This window comes from Pseudarthrobacter sp. 05T312 (assembly GCF_056396685.1).
Genome location: NZ_JBFTLY010000001.1, coordinates 581,475 through 595,552 on the forward strand (window position 1 = coordinate 581,475; position 14,078 = coordinate 595,552).

Annotated in this window: 15 protein-coding genes and 1 pseudogene; 3 read left to right on the forward strand and 13 right to left on the reverse strand. The window is 63.2% G+C overall.

What is annotated here, in order from left to right:
- From AC1DIP_RS02965 to AC1DIP_RS03010, 10 genes are all read right to left on the reverse strand, one after another.
- Nucleotides 1-2,070: an FtsK/SpoIIIE domain-containing protein gene (locus tag AC1DIP_RS02965; RefSeq protein WP_477732785.1), complete on the reverse strand. Its 2,070-nt coding sequence runs from the start codon at nt 2,068-2,070 to the stop codon at nt 1-3.
- 18 nt (nt 2,071-2,088) lie between these two features.
- Entirely contained in the window at nt 2,089-3,003 is a 915-nt protein-coding gene (locus tag AC1DIP_RS02970; protein WP_477732786.1) for a hypothetical protein, read from the reverse strand.
- An 18-nt stretch (nt 3,004-3,021) separates the two neighbouring features.
- Nucleotides 3,022-3,963, reverse strand: a complete 942-nt coding sequence (locus AC1DIP_RS02975) for a hypothetical protein (RefSeq protein ID WP_477732787.1) — start codon at nt 3,961-3,963, stop codon at nt 3,022-3,024.
- A gap of 81 nt (nt 3,964-4,044) precedes the next feature.
- Complete coding sequence (locus AC1DIP_RS02980) at nt 4,045-4,644, reverse strand: YajG family lipoprotein (protein ID WP_477732788.1); 600 nt, start codon at nt 4,642-4,644, stop codon at nt 4,045-4,047.
- A 38-nt stretch (nt 4,645-4,682) separates the two neighbouring features.
- On the reverse strand, nt 4,683-5,486 hold the full coding sequence (locus AC1DIP_RS02985) for a PD-(D/E)XK nuclease family protein (protein ID WP_477732789.1): 804 nt from the start codon (nt 5,484-5,486) through the stop codon (nt 4,683-4,685).
- A gap of 140 nt (nt 5,487-5,626) precedes the next feature.
- A complete protein-coding gene (locus AC1DIP_RS02990; RefSeq protein ID WP_477732790.1) occupies nt 5,627-6,241 on the reverse strand; it encodes a signal peptidase I in 615 nt (204 codons plus the stop codon).
- 35 nt (nt 6,242-6,276) lie between these two features.
- On the reverse strand, nt 6,277-6,906 hold the full coding sequence (locus tag AC1DIP_RS02995; RefSeq protein ID WP_477732791.1) for a TasA family protein: 630 nt from the start codon (nt 6,904-6,906) through the stop codon (nt 6,277-6,279).
- A gap of 285 nt (nt 6,907-7,191) precedes the next feature.
- Entirely contained in the window at nt 7,192-8,538 is a 1,347-nt protein-coding gene (locus AC1DIP_RS03000) for a tyrosine-type recombinase/integrase (protein ID WP_477732792.1), read from the reverse strand.
- Nucleotides 8,538-8,768: a helix-turn-helix domain-containing protein gene (locus AC1DIP_RS03005; protein WP_477732793.1), complete on the reverse strand. Its 231-nt coding sequence runs from the start codon at nt 8,766-8,768 to the stop codon at nt 8,538-8,540. Before AC1DIP_RS03005 ends, AC1DIP_RS03000 begins: the two co-directional genes overlap by 1 nt.
- Before the next feature lie 319 nt (nt 8,769-9,087).
- Nucleotides 9,088-9,480, reverse strand: coding sequence for a nuclear transport factor 2 family protein (locus AC1DIP_RS03010; RefSeq protein ID WP_477732794.1), 393 nt, complete (start codon nt 9,478-9,480; stop codon nt 9,088-9,090).
- Between the two features lie 162 nt (nt 9,481-9,642).
- Between AC1DIP_RS03010 and AC1DIP_RS03015 the strand changes: the two genes are divergently transcribed.
- Both AC1DIP_RS03015 and AC1DIP_RS03020 read left to right on the forward strand, forming a co-directional pair.
- Nucleotides 9,643-9,795 carry an LPXTG cell wall anchor domain-containing protein gene (locus AC1DIP_RS03015; protein ID WP_141159851.1) on the forward strand — a complete coding sequence of 51 codons (153 nt, stop codon included), beginning with the start codon at nt 9,643-9,645 and terminating at the stop codon, nt 9,793-9,795.
- A gap of 135 nt (nt 9,796-9,930) precedes the next feature.
- Nucleotides 9,931-10,662: a Pr6Pr family membrane protein gene (locus AC1DIP_RS03020; RefSeq protein ID WP_477732795.1), complete on the forward strand. Its 732-nt coding sequence runs from the start codon at nt 9,931-9,933 to the stop codon at nt 10,660-10,662.
- Between the two features lie 64 nt (nt 10,663-10,726).
- Here the strand turns inward: AC1DIP_RS03020 and AC1DIP_RS03025 are convergent.
- From AC1DIP_RS03025 to AC1DIP_RS03035, 3 genes and pseudogenes are all read right to left on the reverse strand, one after another.
- Nucleotides 10,727-11,053: pseudogene (locus AC1DIP_RS03025) on the reverse strand (helix-turn-helix domain-containing protein); the annotation flags it as partial.
- A gap of 105 nt (nt 11,054-11,158) precedes the next feature.
- Nucleotides 11,159-12,154 (reverse strand): magnesium/cobalt transporter CorA, encoded by a 996-nt coding sequence (gene corA / locus AC1DIP_RS03030; RefSeq protein WP_387557299.1) that lies wholly within the window; start codon nt 12,152-12,154, stop codon nt 11,159-11,161.
- Nucleotides 12,155-12,646, reverse strand: coding sequence for an Lrp/AsnC ligand binding domain-containing protein (locus AC1DIP_RS03035; protein ID WP_476211784.1), 492 nt, complete (start codon nt 12,644-12,646; stop codon nt 12,155-12,157).
- A gap of 171 nt (nt 12,647-12,817) precedes the next feature.
- Between AC1DIP_RS03035 and AC1DIP_RS03040 the strand changes: the two genes are divergently transcribed.
- Nucleotides 12,818-14,062, forward strand: coding sequence for an MFS transporter (locus AC1DIP_RS03040; RefSeq protein WP_476206270.1), 1,245 nt, complete (start codon nt 12,818-12,820; stop codon nt 14,060-14,062).
- The last annotated feature ends 16 nt before the right edge of the window (nt 14,063-14,078 follow it).

Below are 14,078 nucleotides of genomic sequence, written 5' to 3' on the forward strand. Positions count from 1 at the left end.
CTACCAATCGAATTCCTCCACTACAGGTTTGGGCTTCGTTCTGACCGGCGGCCCTGAGGAGGGATCCTCATCACCCTCCGGCTGTACTTCCTTTGCCGAAGGAGCAACGGAGCTCCGGGTGAAGGAGTCGCCCCAGTCCAGGTCAGGCTCGTCTGACGGTTCGGCCGGAGCGTCGCCCGTCAGATCGTCCATGGTGAATTCGATTTCCCCCAGGTCCACCTCCGTTGGGGTCGGCGGGGGCAGCTCCTCAAAGTGCCATTCCTCCTGGTCCACCGTTTCGAAGGCCTGCGGCTCCCGGTCGCCGAGCACCAACGAGTCGCCGAGCGGGAGTCCGAGGCGTTCCGCGTATTCCTCCATATCGTCCTTGTCGACGAATCCGACGCGGAACCCCTGAAGGCCGCCTCCTTCGATGTATGAGAGCGCGAAGCCCTTCGAATGGCCATCGTTGAGCAGATCAATTTCTTCCACAGCAAGGGAGGTGTAGTCGGACGGGAATACCATCCCCAGAGCCTGTGGTGACGGTGGCCGGGCGGGGACTACCATCTGCAGGATGGTGCCCAGGTTTTCTCGAACCTGGCCGCCGATGTCGCTGGCGTCAGGCCGCTGTGTAGAGATCACGAGGTGGACCCCAGCGCTTCTGGCTTCCCTGGCGATCTTGCCGATTTTGCTTTGGATCTGCGCAATGGCAGTCGCCTCGGCTACCCACTCGATCATGAGTGGATGATCGTTGCCCAGGCCCACTGGCCTCTTTTCAGCGGTAGCCACGCCGGAGAACTCATCGACAAGAACCAGGATGGGGCGGACAGACCCTTTGGGGAGGTCCCGCCAGTTTTCTCCGCGGACTGCGCTGATCAGGTCAACCCGCCGGCGTACTTCCTTGTAGACCGCGTTCAGAGCGCTGGCAGCCTCTTCCAGATCTTTGATGAAGATGCCCTTTGTCCACGGTTCGATTCCGCGGAGGCCGGCGGCCTGCTTTGTCGGATCGATGATGACGACCTCGAATCCGCGCGCCAGTGCATTCAGAATGATGACCCGGAGGGCGACACTCTTACCCGAGCCTGTACCGCCAACTACCAGCGAGTGGGGTCCGGCCTCGAGGTCAATGGAAACTTTCTCGTTCCGGGAGTTGAGGCCGATCACAAAGTTTGACCAGTTCTCCGTGTCGATCTCCTGGGGAATCACGGCGGCGGCCCGGACCAGACGTGGCAGCTCGGGGCGAACCCCATGGATCATTTCGACCCGCCCGGTCTTGGCATCAACTTCTACCCGCCAGCCTTCATGCCCGATGACAGTCCGGGCGATTCCCAGCCAGATGGCAACCTCTTTGATTCGATCCTGAGCGGCCGGGTTGACTCGCTCAATGATGACGCGGTCCAGGTGGCCGACACCATCAGTGACTGAGAACAGGGGCAGCAGCTCAAGCTCCCAGCTCTTCTGCTTTGGGTCCTTCCGGAGGAGCCGGTTGCGCAGCTCGATGGTTGCCGGCGGCAGGACCGCAGTCTCCACATGGCCCCTGTAGGGGTCGTAGCCGAGCATGGTGCGGCCGTGCGCCGCGTGGCTTGCGGCAATGGCGTCACCGTTGCTGGCAGTGGCCTTGGTACCTGCCTCGTAAACGGCGGCGCCCGGACGCATGCTGGGGCGTTCACCGCGGACGATGTAAACCTTGGACTGCTCTGCGTCGAAAGCCTCAACCTGCCAACCGTCGCCATGCTTGCGCCACACCGCTGCGATCAGCTTTGCGCGCTCCTCGACGGAGTCCTCGTAACCGGCCGGAACGTCCACCCCGGCACGCTCCACGGCCGCAGTTGATGAGCCAGCTGGCCTAGCTGAGGCCGCTGGCCCCTCGTCGATGGTGCATTCTTCTATACCGACGCTTTGGGCGGCAGCAGCCCATTGTTCAACCGCAGGAAGGACGTCTGCGCGAGTGAGTCCGGCTTTCGCCAGGCTAATCTCAACATCTTCGCCTTCCGGTGCACGAACTGCCTCTCGTGCGGCGGCGATCTCGGCGTCGGTGTAGATGTTCCCGGCAGGGTGGCCATTTTTCGTGCGTGGCTTGAGAAAGCTCAACATGGTTTGTCGGTCTCCTTTCTAGACGAGCTCGTCAGCGCTGATGCTGAAGTCGGCCGATACTGGGGCTGCGGACGGGGTTGGAGCGCCGGTGATCTTGCCTCCGATGAGTCCGCCCGACTGGGCTTCTTCTGCGCGGCGCTGGATGGTTTCTTCGGACGCAGCGTTCAGGACCAGGACTTCATGGTTCGACTCTTCGTGGTTCATTTCCCACTCAGGGGCGGCCTGAGCCAGGATGCTGTCAGCCTGCGCATAGTGCAGGCGGGCCGCAACAGGTGGGGGAGTGACCGTGAGCCGCAGCCCCTCGTCGCTGAGGACGGAGTTTTCCCAGTCGCCGACCGGAGTCCCGAAAGCCTTGCTGAGGACTGCGATGTACTTTTCCCGGACTGCGTACTCTTCAGCGGCGGCAGCGACGTTGAGCTTTGCGGCCTGGACTGCCAGGAACAGCCAGCCACCCCAGACAACTGTGGCAGCCACGGTGGCCAGGAAGGATGTGGGGGCACCGAACAATGTGGCCATCTGCAGGAGCAATGTCACGGCGGTCCCGTAAAGGATGACGTTCCGGACTTTGGCGCCGGCATGCAGTTGGTCTGTGACGTTGGCGTACAGGTGACCCAGGACGTAGGGGATGCCTGCACGGGAAGCGGACAGACGCCTGGCCACGACGAGGACCATGAGGGGGATCAAGGCGAAGCCCCAGACTCCGAAATTGGTCAGCACGAACAGTGGCAGGAGTGTGTGGAATGCTGCGGAGATCCACTGGTTTCGTGAAGCGAGAACGCCCTCGTCCCGCTCCGCAGACACGGCCGTCGGACGGTCCAGGATGAAACCCAGCGGCAGGATGATAGCGATGAACACGAGGGTGGAGACCACGGCCTGGATAGCCCTGTGTTGCTTGCGGGTACCGGGGGCGATGTTCTGGCGTGAAGTGTGCATGGCTAGGTCTTTCTCTGCTTAGGCGGGGCGCCGGTTCAGGATGAGCAAGGTGAAGCCCATGACAATGACTGCGAAGAGGACTGCCGGCAGCTTGCTAACCGTCGCAGCGAACACATCGGGCTCCCCCGCGGCAATACGTGAGGGGCTTGCTTTGGCTGTAACCGAGGGCGAGGGATCTGCGCTCGGCATAATCGCAGCCGGGGTGGTCTCGCTGGTGGTCGTGGCAGTAGTAGCAGGGGCCGAGGCCTTGGCCGGTGCACCTCCTACTATGGCGAACTTGGGGTCAGCCGAGATGTAGGCGATCCCGCCGGGAACCAGGCCTTCCTTGGCCTCTACGGCCACCCACGGCTGCCCTTTGTAGGTGAAGACAGTAGAGGACCTCAGGGAGGTCCCCCACTTGTCCGTGGGCGAGTTGAGCGAGTACTCCGTAGAAGCGATGGGCTCCTTGTACATCTCCATGGGGCCGCCCAACTGAGTAATGGTCACCAGATCGGACTTGCTGTGGGGGTAGCTTTCAACCTTGGCATCTCCGAGCCCCTGGATGTCCCGTGCACTGGCAGCTCGCATATAGGCCACGCCCGGGTCTGCGAGGTTGCTCTTGGCGGCGTCCGTGCCGTGCGCCGATTCGGGGACCTGGACAGCAACCCACTGTTCCCCGCGGACCGTGAAAGCTTCAGAGACCCGGGCACGGCTGCTGCCCGCGCCGCCGGCAGTAATGCCGGGAAGACGGCGCTGCAGGCTGTCACCGCCACTGCTCGGCTCGCTGTACACGGGGACGTTAGCCCCAACTGCTGCGGTCCGCTTCAGCTCCGCTGCGGACGAGGGGATCTGTGCACCTTCGAAGAGAGCACTGAATGAAACGTGCGCAGGCTCCGCCGCACTTGCAGCCATCGGCGCAGCAAGAAGCTGGCCGGCTGCGAAGGTTCCGGCCAGGATGCTGCGGGTAACTGTGTTCTTCATTCTTCCCTCTCGGTGTTGCATGCCACGGATCCGTTGCATGCTTTGAGTCTATCAGCTTTTTCGCATGGACAGTGGGTGTTTTTAGCTTTTGGGATCCGAGCTCCTCAGGAATACCGGCCGCTTGTCGGGCCACTCCACGTTGGGCGCCGGCGCAATGTTGGGATCCGGGTGGGGGGACTTCCCAACAACAATGACCTCCCTGCCCTCACTGAGCCACTGGTCTACGACGCCGTAGGCCCCTTCGTTCTCGCTGACGACCCGCGGGACCACAATGGGATGTCCGCTGATTGAGGCAATGTCCGTGCAGGCCGGGTCGAAGGTGAGGATCTGCAGAGGACGGGCCCAAGCGCCGGCACCTTGGGTGTTAGGCTCGGCGCCCCAGGCCACTGTCCGGTCTTGGCAGTGCACGAACGGGATCATGCCGCTCGGCTCCGCCGTAATTACTGAGGTTCCTCCGAGTACATCCCCAAGGGCCAGGATGGGGATTGTGGTCGTACCGAATTGGGTGTCGGGGATGGTCATTGTCTGGCCGGCGAGGTCGATGGTGATGGACTTCGGCGCATCCTGGCTGGTTGTCGGCGGTGCGGACGGCGTGGGCAGGGAGGCTGCCTGGGGCGCGGCGCAGCCGGCCAGCAGGCAGAGGGCGAAGGCGGACAGGGCGATCAGTGGCTGGGGTTTCATGGTGTTTCCTTTTCGTTCCGAGAGATTTGCTTGGGTCGCTATGCGGCCAGGGCTGCAGGATTGGGCAGGGGCTTCTTCAGTGCGTGCCGGCGTGGCGTCGCTCCGCGGTACACGTCCAGGGCTGCCCGAAAAAGCCTGTGGTGGCGGCGAAGTTCCAGGCGGCTTTCGGCGCAGGGGTACAGGTCGGTCCCCTCAGAGGTGACGTGGGCGACGAACGATGCGGAGACGTGCGGGACGGGAATCTCTGCGCCGGTGACCGGGTCGATCATGAATTCGGCCATGGCATAGGCGCTCATCTGCAGGGCAGCCTCGTCGTGGACGGAGCGGGAGGTCTTCCAGTCCAGGATGAAAGGCTTGCCGCGGTTGATCAGCGGACTGCGGCCGATCAGGTCGAATTTGCCCGCGTAGCGGAGGTCACCGTGAGCCACTATGCATTCCTGGTAAACAGCGCTGATCTGCCAGTCGGCAACGAAGGCCTCAAAGCCCGTGATGTGCGCGGCAATTTCGTCGGGGATCTCCGGGTCTTCCCCGCGGAGGATCATCTCGATCGTGTCGTGGACCAGGGTTCCGCGGCGGGCTGCCTCATCCCGGTCACGGTCGGGTGCTCCCTGGATTTCCTCCAGGGTGGCCCCCGGGTTGTCGATGGCGTACTGGGCCGCGGTCTTTGCCGCCCAGGGAACCAGGGCGCCCTTGGGGATGCCGCCGCTCAGGATCGTGGTCACCGAGGTGGCCCGCTTCCCGTCGAGTTTGTAGACGTGCTTGACGGGCTCGAAGGTCAGTCGGCACGCGGCCCCTTTCTCCTTACGCCCCTGCAACATCGGGATGACGTTCTGAATCTGCATGGCTTCACCTTCCGACCGCTATCGCTGCTGTGTTCCTAGTATGAATAAACGATAACACGTAGGGCCGTATATTCTAAACAGTTCGGGCTGAGGCATGAAAAAACCCCGCAGCAACTGCAGCGGGGTTTTGGGGGCTGGGACTAGGCCTCGGTAGGACGGGCTTCTTCGGATCCTTCGCCCGCCGGTTTCCGCCGCCAGATCGAGATCAGCATCCACGGGGCCAAGCCGGCCGGTACACCGTACAGAAGTACATTGAGGACGGCCGGCTCGCGGAGTGTCCGGATGGCAGTGCCCATATAAGGGATGGTGAAGGCGTACCGGTCGACCTTGGGGCCGTCGAGGACCGCGGTCCAGTAGTCCGGGCCGGGGTTTGCATCGCCCTTCGTTCGGATGGCGGTGGCGCCGTTGTCGTCAGTCAGGATCTCAACCACACGGTGGGTGACTGTCCTGCGGTCCTCGACCGGGATGTCATAGGTGACGACGTCCCCGACCCTGATGTCATCCACGGAAATCGCGAGGGTAACGGCGACGTCGCCGGGGTTGATCATCGGGGCCATTGACCCCGTCAGCATGGTGTGGGTCTGGTAGCCCAGGATCCGCGGGCCGATGGCCAGAACCAGCAGTGCGGCCACCACGAGGACAACGAGTGTCGTGGCGGTCGCACTCGATGCTTTGCGCATCGTGATCCTGAATCGGCTTTCCCCTGCCGCGGGCTGCACAGCGACAGCTTCTTCGTGGAGATGGGTGATGCTCATCGCTGTGCAGCCTAACGGGGTCTAGGTGGGGGTGGTTAGTCGTTCAGGAACTGGCCATCGCGCTGGGTGCCGCTGAAGGTGAAATTCACATCCGCCGACAGGCTCTGGAACGAGGCGTCCGCCGTGTCGGGGAGCGAGATGAGGGCCCGGAGGTAATCCGTGCTCTTGGCATTCACCGAGGCGGTGTTCACCGAGGTCGGGGCGGTTGCCACAAGGGGGCCGTTAGGCAGGACAGTCCACTGCGCGCTGCCGCAGGTGTCGGGGCCGGCGGCGTTCACCGTCCACGGCACAGCACATCCCTGGATTTCGATCTTCAGGCCGTTGACCGGGTCCGTGACCAGGGCGCTGGACTGGGTGACATCGATGCCCATCAGCACGCTCTTCAGAGCCGAGTCGCCCGGGTTGGTGATCGTCGCAATGCGCTCCACAGTGTCACCGGGCAGCATACCTGCGATCGGCTTGTTGAAGTCGCTGTAGGGCATCTCAAGCCCGGCACTGCCGCTGGCCACCTTCTGGCTGGCGCTGGTGCTGCCGGTAAAGGTGCCGTAGGTACCCAGGCCGACAACGGCTGCAGTGGCGCCGAGGACGACCGCGGAGGCCAGCACCTTCTTGGTGTTGGCCTTGATGCGGGACTTGACGGGGTTGGTGAGGGTGGAGGTGGTCATGATGCCTTTCAGAGCGAGTGATGAACCAAGGTGCGCAACGTATCCGTTGACAGTCACCAGAGTATATGAGCCACGTATCCGTTGCAAACTTCCGTTGATTAATGTCGCAGTGCATCCCGTGGCACACCCACCTTCCGGTTCCCCGGGCTCAAGATTGGCAATGAAAGCTCCGTCCCAGCCCCCGTCCTTCCTGCGGCGCGGCCTCCCGCGCGGCCAGAAAATAGACTGGATAGGGGATGGGGCTCGAGAGTCTCGGACTTTCGCAGTGCCCGGAGGTGTGAGTGCTTAGTCAGGCCCGTCCGTCCTATACATGACGTTCGCAAGGTAGCCGCTGCTATCAGGGGCCTCCTGCCGCTCACGGAGATAGGAACGAATGGTGACGGCGGTTCTCTTGTGGCCGAGCTGCTGGGCGGCCTGATCGATGGATACAGTCTCGCCGATGAAGGTGCCGACAGAGCGCCTGAAAGTATGGGGCGTGATGGTGTCCGGCGCGCAGGACTGACGACGCTCCTGCTTCCTGCCTCGCACCTCATCGTCATCAGGGAAGTCATAGGAGATATTCAGCTCCTTTCGAACCTCGCGCCACCTACGACGGAAATTGCCCTGATGCATCCATGAACCTCCCCGCGCTGGAAAGATGGCGTGATTAGGGTTGAATTTCTTTTGGTTGGCCCTTCGCGTTCGCAGCATGGCGGCGACCTCGGGGCTGATCCGTAGGTCAAGGATCTTGTCGTCCGTTTTGCCGTAGTCGTGGCGCAACATCGAGCGGCCCTGTTCCCATCCGACCTTTCCGTTGATTTCCACCCAGTAGGAGCCGTCATCCATTGAGTCAATCCATGTGTCCTCCCACCTCAGCGCAAGAAGCTCCGAAATTCTCATACCGGTTGCCAGCAGCATTTCAACGCCATCCGGAATGTCCATGTTCGGTGGTGGGCCTGGGCGCTTCATCTGCAGCTTTTCCTCTGCGAATTTGCGAACAGCTGCTAGGACGGTTGCCATGTCCTCCTTTTCGATAATCTGGACAGGCTGCTTGCGCGGTTTGGGAAGGGACGCGACTTGCTTCACCGGATTGCCCGGCGTCATACCCCTCCCTGCGCACCATTCCAGAATGTTGGACAGGACTGCGCGGTTGTGTTCTGCCTTGGCGAAATAGCGTCCGTCCTTGATGATTCCGTGAAGAAAATTCGCGCAGACCTCGACGTCGATCTTCCGCAACCTGAGGTTTCCGAGTGATGGGACGATGTCATTTCGAGCCATTCGTGCATACTCGTAGGCGGTGCTAGCTCTCAGGTCCTTGCCGCCCATTTCAATGTAAGAAATCCACTCTTCCACGGCATCTGCGAACTTCCGGTCTGCTTTTTGGCCGCGCTCCTTCTTTTTGCGGAGCTTCTTCTTCTTCTTCTGGTCCCGTTGGGCCGCCTCTGTTTGCGCCAAGTCCTCGGCAGCCATGTTCTGAAAGAGCTCTAGAAGTGCAGTCTCTGCCTTACGGGCTGTTGTGCCGGAACGAAAGCGCTGGAGCGATTTGCCGTCCAGTGTCTTGTAGCGGCCGTTCGCCGTCCATCGGCCGTCAGGCCCCTGCTTTGCCGCTGGTATTTTGCCCCAGGAGCCGGGAGGCGTCGCGATGTTGCCCATTACGCGGCCCTCGGGAGGACTCGCTGTGCTGACATCCATGCCGCCAGGTCTTCGATGGCATAGACAACGGCGCCATCCTCCTGGCGGTAGTAGACGGGGCCTTTCCGCTTCGCTGCCCAGTTTGCGAGCGTGCCGGTGGAGCGCCGCAAGTATTGGGCAGCTTCGCTGCGGGTCAGGAACCTTGAGGGGATCCCGGGGATCTGGCTGGTGGTTACGTTGTCAGTGGTCATGCAGATCTCTATGCACGATGGGTGGCGACGGCGGCGCGGCCTTACCTGCGCGGTCGAAATAACACTTTGGATAACACTTTGACCGTGAACCAGAGTGAAAGCCGAGTGACTCATCGTGAGAGCAGGTGAACCTGATCCCTGTAATTCCGGGGGCTGCGGTGAAATCATGAGCGGGCGTGAACCCCTGTTATCCAGAGTTCGCATCGAAGAGGTCAGGAGTTCGAATCTCCTTAGCTCCACTTTTCTTCAGCGGTCATGGACCGCAGCGGTATCCCGGCCGGCGAAAGCCAGGCCATCGCCGTAACTGCCGTCCAGGGTCTCAGGACCAGAATTCGGACGCCTGGGCAGTGTCCTCTGCGATTTCCAAGGCTCCAGCCACCTTGCCGCCGGAGATGGTGAACACAATGACCGACCGCTGGTCCAGCGACCTGCCATCACGCTCGGCGTGGTTGGACTGCACTCCGACCGTGTATCTGTCGCCGGCGGCAACATCCTCCAGGGTTAGTTTGAGCGAGCCCTGGGACCGCGAGAACAGCTCACCGAAGTAGGCCAGGATTTCCCCGACGCCCTTCTTGTCTCCGGACAGGCCGCCGGTTCCACTGGTATGCCAGACGGCGTCATCGGTGAACAGCTCCTTGAGCGTTTCCATGTCGCCCGCGATGAATGCTTCATAGCCGCGCCGCACCAATGCGACGTCTTCCTGTGCTCCCATTTCACACACCTCTGTCATTGTTGTGGGAATTTGGCGAGGCCACATTAAGCCCGCGGCTGGACCTTGTCGAGAGGCGAACGGCCCGTGAACGCAGGCAACCTTGTGCACAAAACACGGCGCCTGATGAGGACCGCCGGAAATTTGGCGGCCTAGAGTGGGTCCATGGGAATCATCATCGGCCTTCTGGTCATCTGGCTCATCCTGTCCATCGTCGGCTTCGTCGTCAAGGGCCTCATCTGGCTCGCCATCATCGGCCTGGTCCTGTTCGTCGCCACCGGCGTCTGGGGCTGGCTAAAGCGCAAAACGAACGCCTGACCAACATCCGCCTGCCGGACCAGGAACTTTCGGTCCGGCAGTCGGATGACCCGGACGGCCAAAAGACCCTAGCCCCACGGAGGCAGGCCGTCCCATGCTTTTCCCATGAGCCGCAGAGAGCCAGCAGCCGGTCGTGTGACGGTTCTTCCCCCCGTCCGCAGGAATATTGCCGCCAACCGTGCCCTGCACCCTGACCGCCCCTGGATCCGGGCCGTTCGGATCGCCGTCGGGATTTTGGTGCTCGCAGCGCTGGTCCAGAAGACCTTTGATGCCACCCTTCCCGGGAACGATGTGGATATTGCCCAGCTGTTCTCCGAGTTCACCGTGCAGGGGAACCTTGCCTTAGGGCTCGTTTTGATACTCTCGGCAGTCCGGCCACGGAGTCGGCTGCCCCTGTGGTGGGACCACCTTTTCGGCGCGCTGGTCCTGTATCTGGTGATGACCGGGATTATCTACGTCGTGTTGGTGGCTCCGCCGGGGGAGCCCTGGTGGAGCTGGGCCCTTTATTGGCCCCAGATGGTCCACCACCGCCTCGCTCCGCTGGTTACCGCGCTTGACTGGCTCCTGGTGACCAGGACCGTCCGCGGGACGTGGTGGCGGCCCCTCGCGTGGTTGGGCTACCCAGTGGCTTTCCTGGTGTTCTCCTGGATCCGCGGTGGCCTCGACGGGTGGTACGTCTACGATTTCCTGGATCCAACGCTCGACGGCGGCTGGGCCACGGTGTTTGTTTCCACCGCACAGGTGCTGGTTGCGTTCCTGGTTGTTTCGGCCCTCGTCCACGCGGCGGGCAACGCCCGGGTGGCGCTGGCCGCGGGCAGGCCGGCCCGGTCAAAGAGCGTCCAGGGGGCCTCCGGAGTGGCCGCCTGAGCGGCGCCGGCTAAAGCCCGGCCGGAGTTTCCGGCACCGGGACACCCGCCCTAGATGTAATTCCCACTTTGCCTACGGTTGAGCGGGCAAGACCGAGATGGGCCGCAATCCGGTGCGGTCCCCACTGCCGGGTGAAACGTAACGCGACGATCCGCCGTTCGGCGCGTACCGGTGTGCGGTTCGGGCTCCGCCGCGGCCGTGAGGACAGATCAGCCATACCGTCCTCACCACAGGCGAGGTACCGGTCTACCCACTTCTTTGCGGTGGCGGGCGAGCACTGGAAACGCTCTGCGGCTCGGCGCAACGTCCAGCCCTGCTCGATGACTAAACGGGCGAGCTTACCCCTGGCCTTAGGTGTCAGGTCGGCGTTGGCATGGGTAACGTAGGACACGAGGGCCTCCTGGCGTCGATATGAGTGTGGTAACCCAAATCGATACCGGAGGCCCTCGCCCTTTACATCACGCCACGCTGTTCACAACGTCCGCGGGAATTACACCTAGATCCAGCCCTTCTTCTTGAAGATTCCGTACATGAGGGCCCCGGCCGCAACCATGAGGATCAAGGCGTAGGGATAGCCGGCGGCCCAGTGGAGTTCGGGCATGTTGTCGAAGTTCATTCCGTAGATGCCGGCGACGAAGGACGGCGCGAACAGGATTGCTGCCCAGGATGAGATCTTCTTGACCTGTTCGTTCTGCTCGGCGCTGGCCTCGTTCTGCCGGTTGGCGGTCAGGGTCCCGTCCAGGGTCAGGGCGTTCTGCAGCAGGTCCCGGAATGAGTCGGCCCGGGAGATCACCCGCTCCACGTGGTCCTCCACGTCGCGCAGGTTGTGCCGCAGTTCGGTTTCCACCTCGTACTTCTCGAACCCTTTTTTCAGTTGGTCCAGCATCTCCGGCAAAGGATGGATGGCGCGCTGGAACTGGATCACTTCCCGCGCCAGTTCGTAGATCCGGCGCGATACCGACGAATCGCCGCTGAACAGCTGGTCCTCGATCTCGTCAATGTCATTCTCCAGTCCGGCCACCACCGGAGCGTAGTCATCCACCACACGGTCCAACAGGGCGTACAGAACCGCTTCCGGCCCGTGCTGGAGCAGGTCCGGCCGTGCCTCCAGCCGTTGCCGGACCCGGGCCACGCCTGCCGTTTCCGCGTGCCGGACGGTCACGACGAAGTTCTTCCCGGTGAAGACGTGCAGCTCGCCGAACTCCACCGTTTCATCCACGTCCAGGTACCTCGCGGGCCGCAGGACGGTGAAGAGGTTGTCGTCGTACCGTTCAAGCTTGGGGCGCTGGTGGGCCGAAACTGCGTCTTCCACTGCGAGGGCGTGGAGGCCGAATTCGTTGGCGACGGCAGTCATCTCTTCCGCGGTGGGCCGGTACAGCCCGATCCAGGCCATGCCTCCGTGCCTGGCGAGGGTCTCGAAGGTCTGTTCAAGGCTTTCGGGCTCGGCGTGGCGGACGCCGTTGACGTAGACGGCGTTATCGATAATGGTCATTCAGGAAATCCTAGCCGGGGCGGCGGCGGTGCTGAGACCGCTGATGAGGGGCTCCGTCCGGTACGGGATGTGGGTGTGCAGGGCCAGGACGGTTTCTGTCCGGATGACCCCCTTGATCCTCAGGACCTGCCGCAGGGATGACTGCAGGTTGTGGGTGTCGGTCGCTACCACCCGGCACCAGACGTCCCCGCGGCCGGAAATTTCGTGGACTTCCAGGACCTGCGGAATGAGGCGCAGCGCTGCCACGACGCCGTCGAGCTCGCGGTGTGAGACTTCGATGGTCACGAACGCCACGACGTCGTAACCCACCGCCTCGAGGTCAACCTCGCGGCCGCCTGGCCGCAGCACGCCGGCGCGGAGGAGACGCCGCACGCGCGACTGCGCAGTGTTGCGGGCGATGCCCAGGGAATCGCTGAGCTCTCCGATCTGGATCCGGGGATCCCTGATGAGGGCCAGGAGGATCTTCAGGTCCGTGGGGTCCAACTTGTTCAAGATCGTCACTCTCCATCATGCCGGGATGCATATATTGATTATTTTGCTCAATTATCCACCTTGATTTGGAGAAATAAGTCAGCCCTGCCGCACCCTTGAACCAACACAGTTGTATCCGCGCCGGGCTCCCACAAGGACCACCCGCCGCGGCGGACCCCTTAAGGCGGCACAATGACGGTCTTCAGCGAATTGCGCATGCGTCCGGCGACGGCCATGCCCAGCGGATGGAATGCCTCCACCACTGCGCGGCTGGTGATCTCCGGGGCGGTGATCTTCATGCTCCTGGTGGGCGCCAACCTTGCCACTCCGCTGTACCCGCTTCTGCAGGCCAACCTGGGACTGTCCAGCCTGGACGTGACTGCGGCGTTCGCCAGCTATGTCCTGGCGCTGGTGGGAACGCTGCTCCTTGCCGGGCACTGGTCGGACCACATCGGCCGCCGGGCGGCCCTGCTGGTCGCCGTGCTGGCGGGACTGGCGGGCGGCTGGATCTTTGCCGAGGCGCAATCGCTGGCCGGCCTGTGCGCCGGCCGGGCACTTCAGGGGGCGGCGGTTGCTCTTGCCACCGGAGCCAGCGCGGCCGCCCTGCGGGAGCTGCTTCCGTCCCGGCCGGAGTGGGCGTCGCGCTTTACGCTGCTGGCATCGTCCGGGGGAGTGGCGGCAGGCCCGGTGATCGGCGGCCTGCTGTCGCTGCTTCCCGGCGCCACCACGGCTCCCTATGCAGTCCATTCCCTGCTGCTGGCCGGGTTGCTGGTGCCGCTGTACCTGATCCGTGCCCGCCCGGCCATCATGGTTCCCGCGGTGTCCCGGCCGCTGCATGCCCTGGCGCCCCGCCGGCCCTCCGTGTCACGCCAGGCGAGGGGCCCTTTCTGGCTGGCATCCGGCGTCGGCTTCCTCAGCTTTGCCGTGTTCGGCTTTTCGCTCTCACTCGCCCCGGGCTATTTCGCACAGGTCCTGGGCACCGACTCCCGGCCGCTGATCGGCGTCCTCGCCGGCCTGCCGCTCGGTGCGTCGGCCCTCAGCCAGCTGGTGACCGTGCGCGGACGGCGGACTGTACCGGCAGGCCTGGCGGTCCTGGGCGTCTCTGTCATCCTGCTGGGTGCCGCAGGTGCCTGGCACAGTCCACTGATGCTGGTCAGCGCCGCCATCGCCGCCGGGGTGGGGCAGGGACTGGCGTTCCGGACTGTCTTCAACGATGTTGCGGCCAGGGTGGAACCGGCCCGCCACGCGCAGATCATCAGCACCGTCTATGTCATCACCTACCTGGGAAGCGCGGTGCCGGTCCTCGGGCTGGGCTGGGCCAGCGCGGCGTTTGGGATGGCAGCGGCAGTGCAAGGCTTCGTTCTGCTCTGCGGCGCGGCGGCCCTGGTACTTGCCGCCGCGACGCTGGTGCAATCGGCGCGGCGACAGGTTTCCTGAGCGGCACCAACTACTC

What these genes read in the sequence shown, in the direction of transcription:
- AC1DIP_RS03005 (WP_477732793.1), bottom strand. Translation starts at nt 8,768, where the DNA reads ATGACCACTGACAACGTAACCACCAGCCAGATCCCCGGGATCCCCTCA.
- AC1DIP_RS02970 (WP_477732786.1), bottom strand. Translation starts at nt 3,003, where the DNA reads ATGCACACTTCACGCCAGAACATCGCCCCCGGTACCCGCAAGCAACAC.
- corA (WP_387557299.1), bottom strand. Translation starts at nt 12,154, where the DNA reads ATGACCATTATCGATAACGCCGTCTACGTCAACGGCGTCCGCCACGCC.
- AC1DIP_RS02965 (WP_477732785.1), bottom strand. Translation starts at nt 2,070, where the DNA reads ATGTTGAGCTTTCTCAAGCCACGCACGAAAAATGGCCACCCTGCCGGG.
- AC1DIP_RS02985 (WP_477732789.1), bottom strand. Translation starts at nt 5,486, where the DNA reads ATGCAGATTCAGAACGTCATCCCGATGTTGCAGGGGCGTAAGGAGAAA.
- AC1DIP_RS03015 (WP_141159851.1), top strand. Translation starts at nt 9,643, where the DNA reads ATGGGAATCATCATCGGCCTTCTGGTCATCTGGCTCATCCTGTCCATC.
- AC1DIP_RS02975 (WP_477732787.1), bottom strand. Translation starts at nt 3,963, where the DNA reads ATGAAGAACACAGTTACCCGCAGCATCCTGGCCGGAACCTTCGCAGCC.
- AC1DIP_RS02995 (WP_477732791.1), bottom strand. Translation starts at nt 6,906, where the DNA reads ATGACCACCTCCACCCTCACCAACCCCGTCAAGTCCCGCATCAAGGCC.
- AC1DIP_RS03000 (WP_477732792.1), bottom strand. Translation starts at nt 8,538, where the DNA reads ATGGGCAACATCGCGACGCCTCCCGGCTCCTGGGGCAAAATACCAGCG.
- AC1DIP_RS03040 (WP_476206270.1), top strand. Translation starts at nt 12,818, where the DNA reads ATGACGGTCTTCAGCGAATTGCGCATGCGTCCGGCGACGGCCATGCCC.
- AC1DIP_RS02990 (WP_477732790.1), bottom strand. Translation starts at nt 6,241, where the DNA reads ATGAGCATCACCCATCTCCACGAAGAAGCTGTCGCTGTGCAGCCCGCG.
- AC1DIP_RS03010 (WP_477732794.1), bottom strand. Translation starts at nt 9,480, where the DNA reads ATGGGAGCACAGGAAGACGTCGCATTGGTGCGGCGCGGCTATGAAGCA.
- AC1DIP_RS02980 (WP_477732788.1), bottom strand. Translation starts at nt 4,644, where the DNA reads ATGAAACCCCAGCCACTGATCGCCCTGTCCGCCTTCGCCCTCTGCCTG.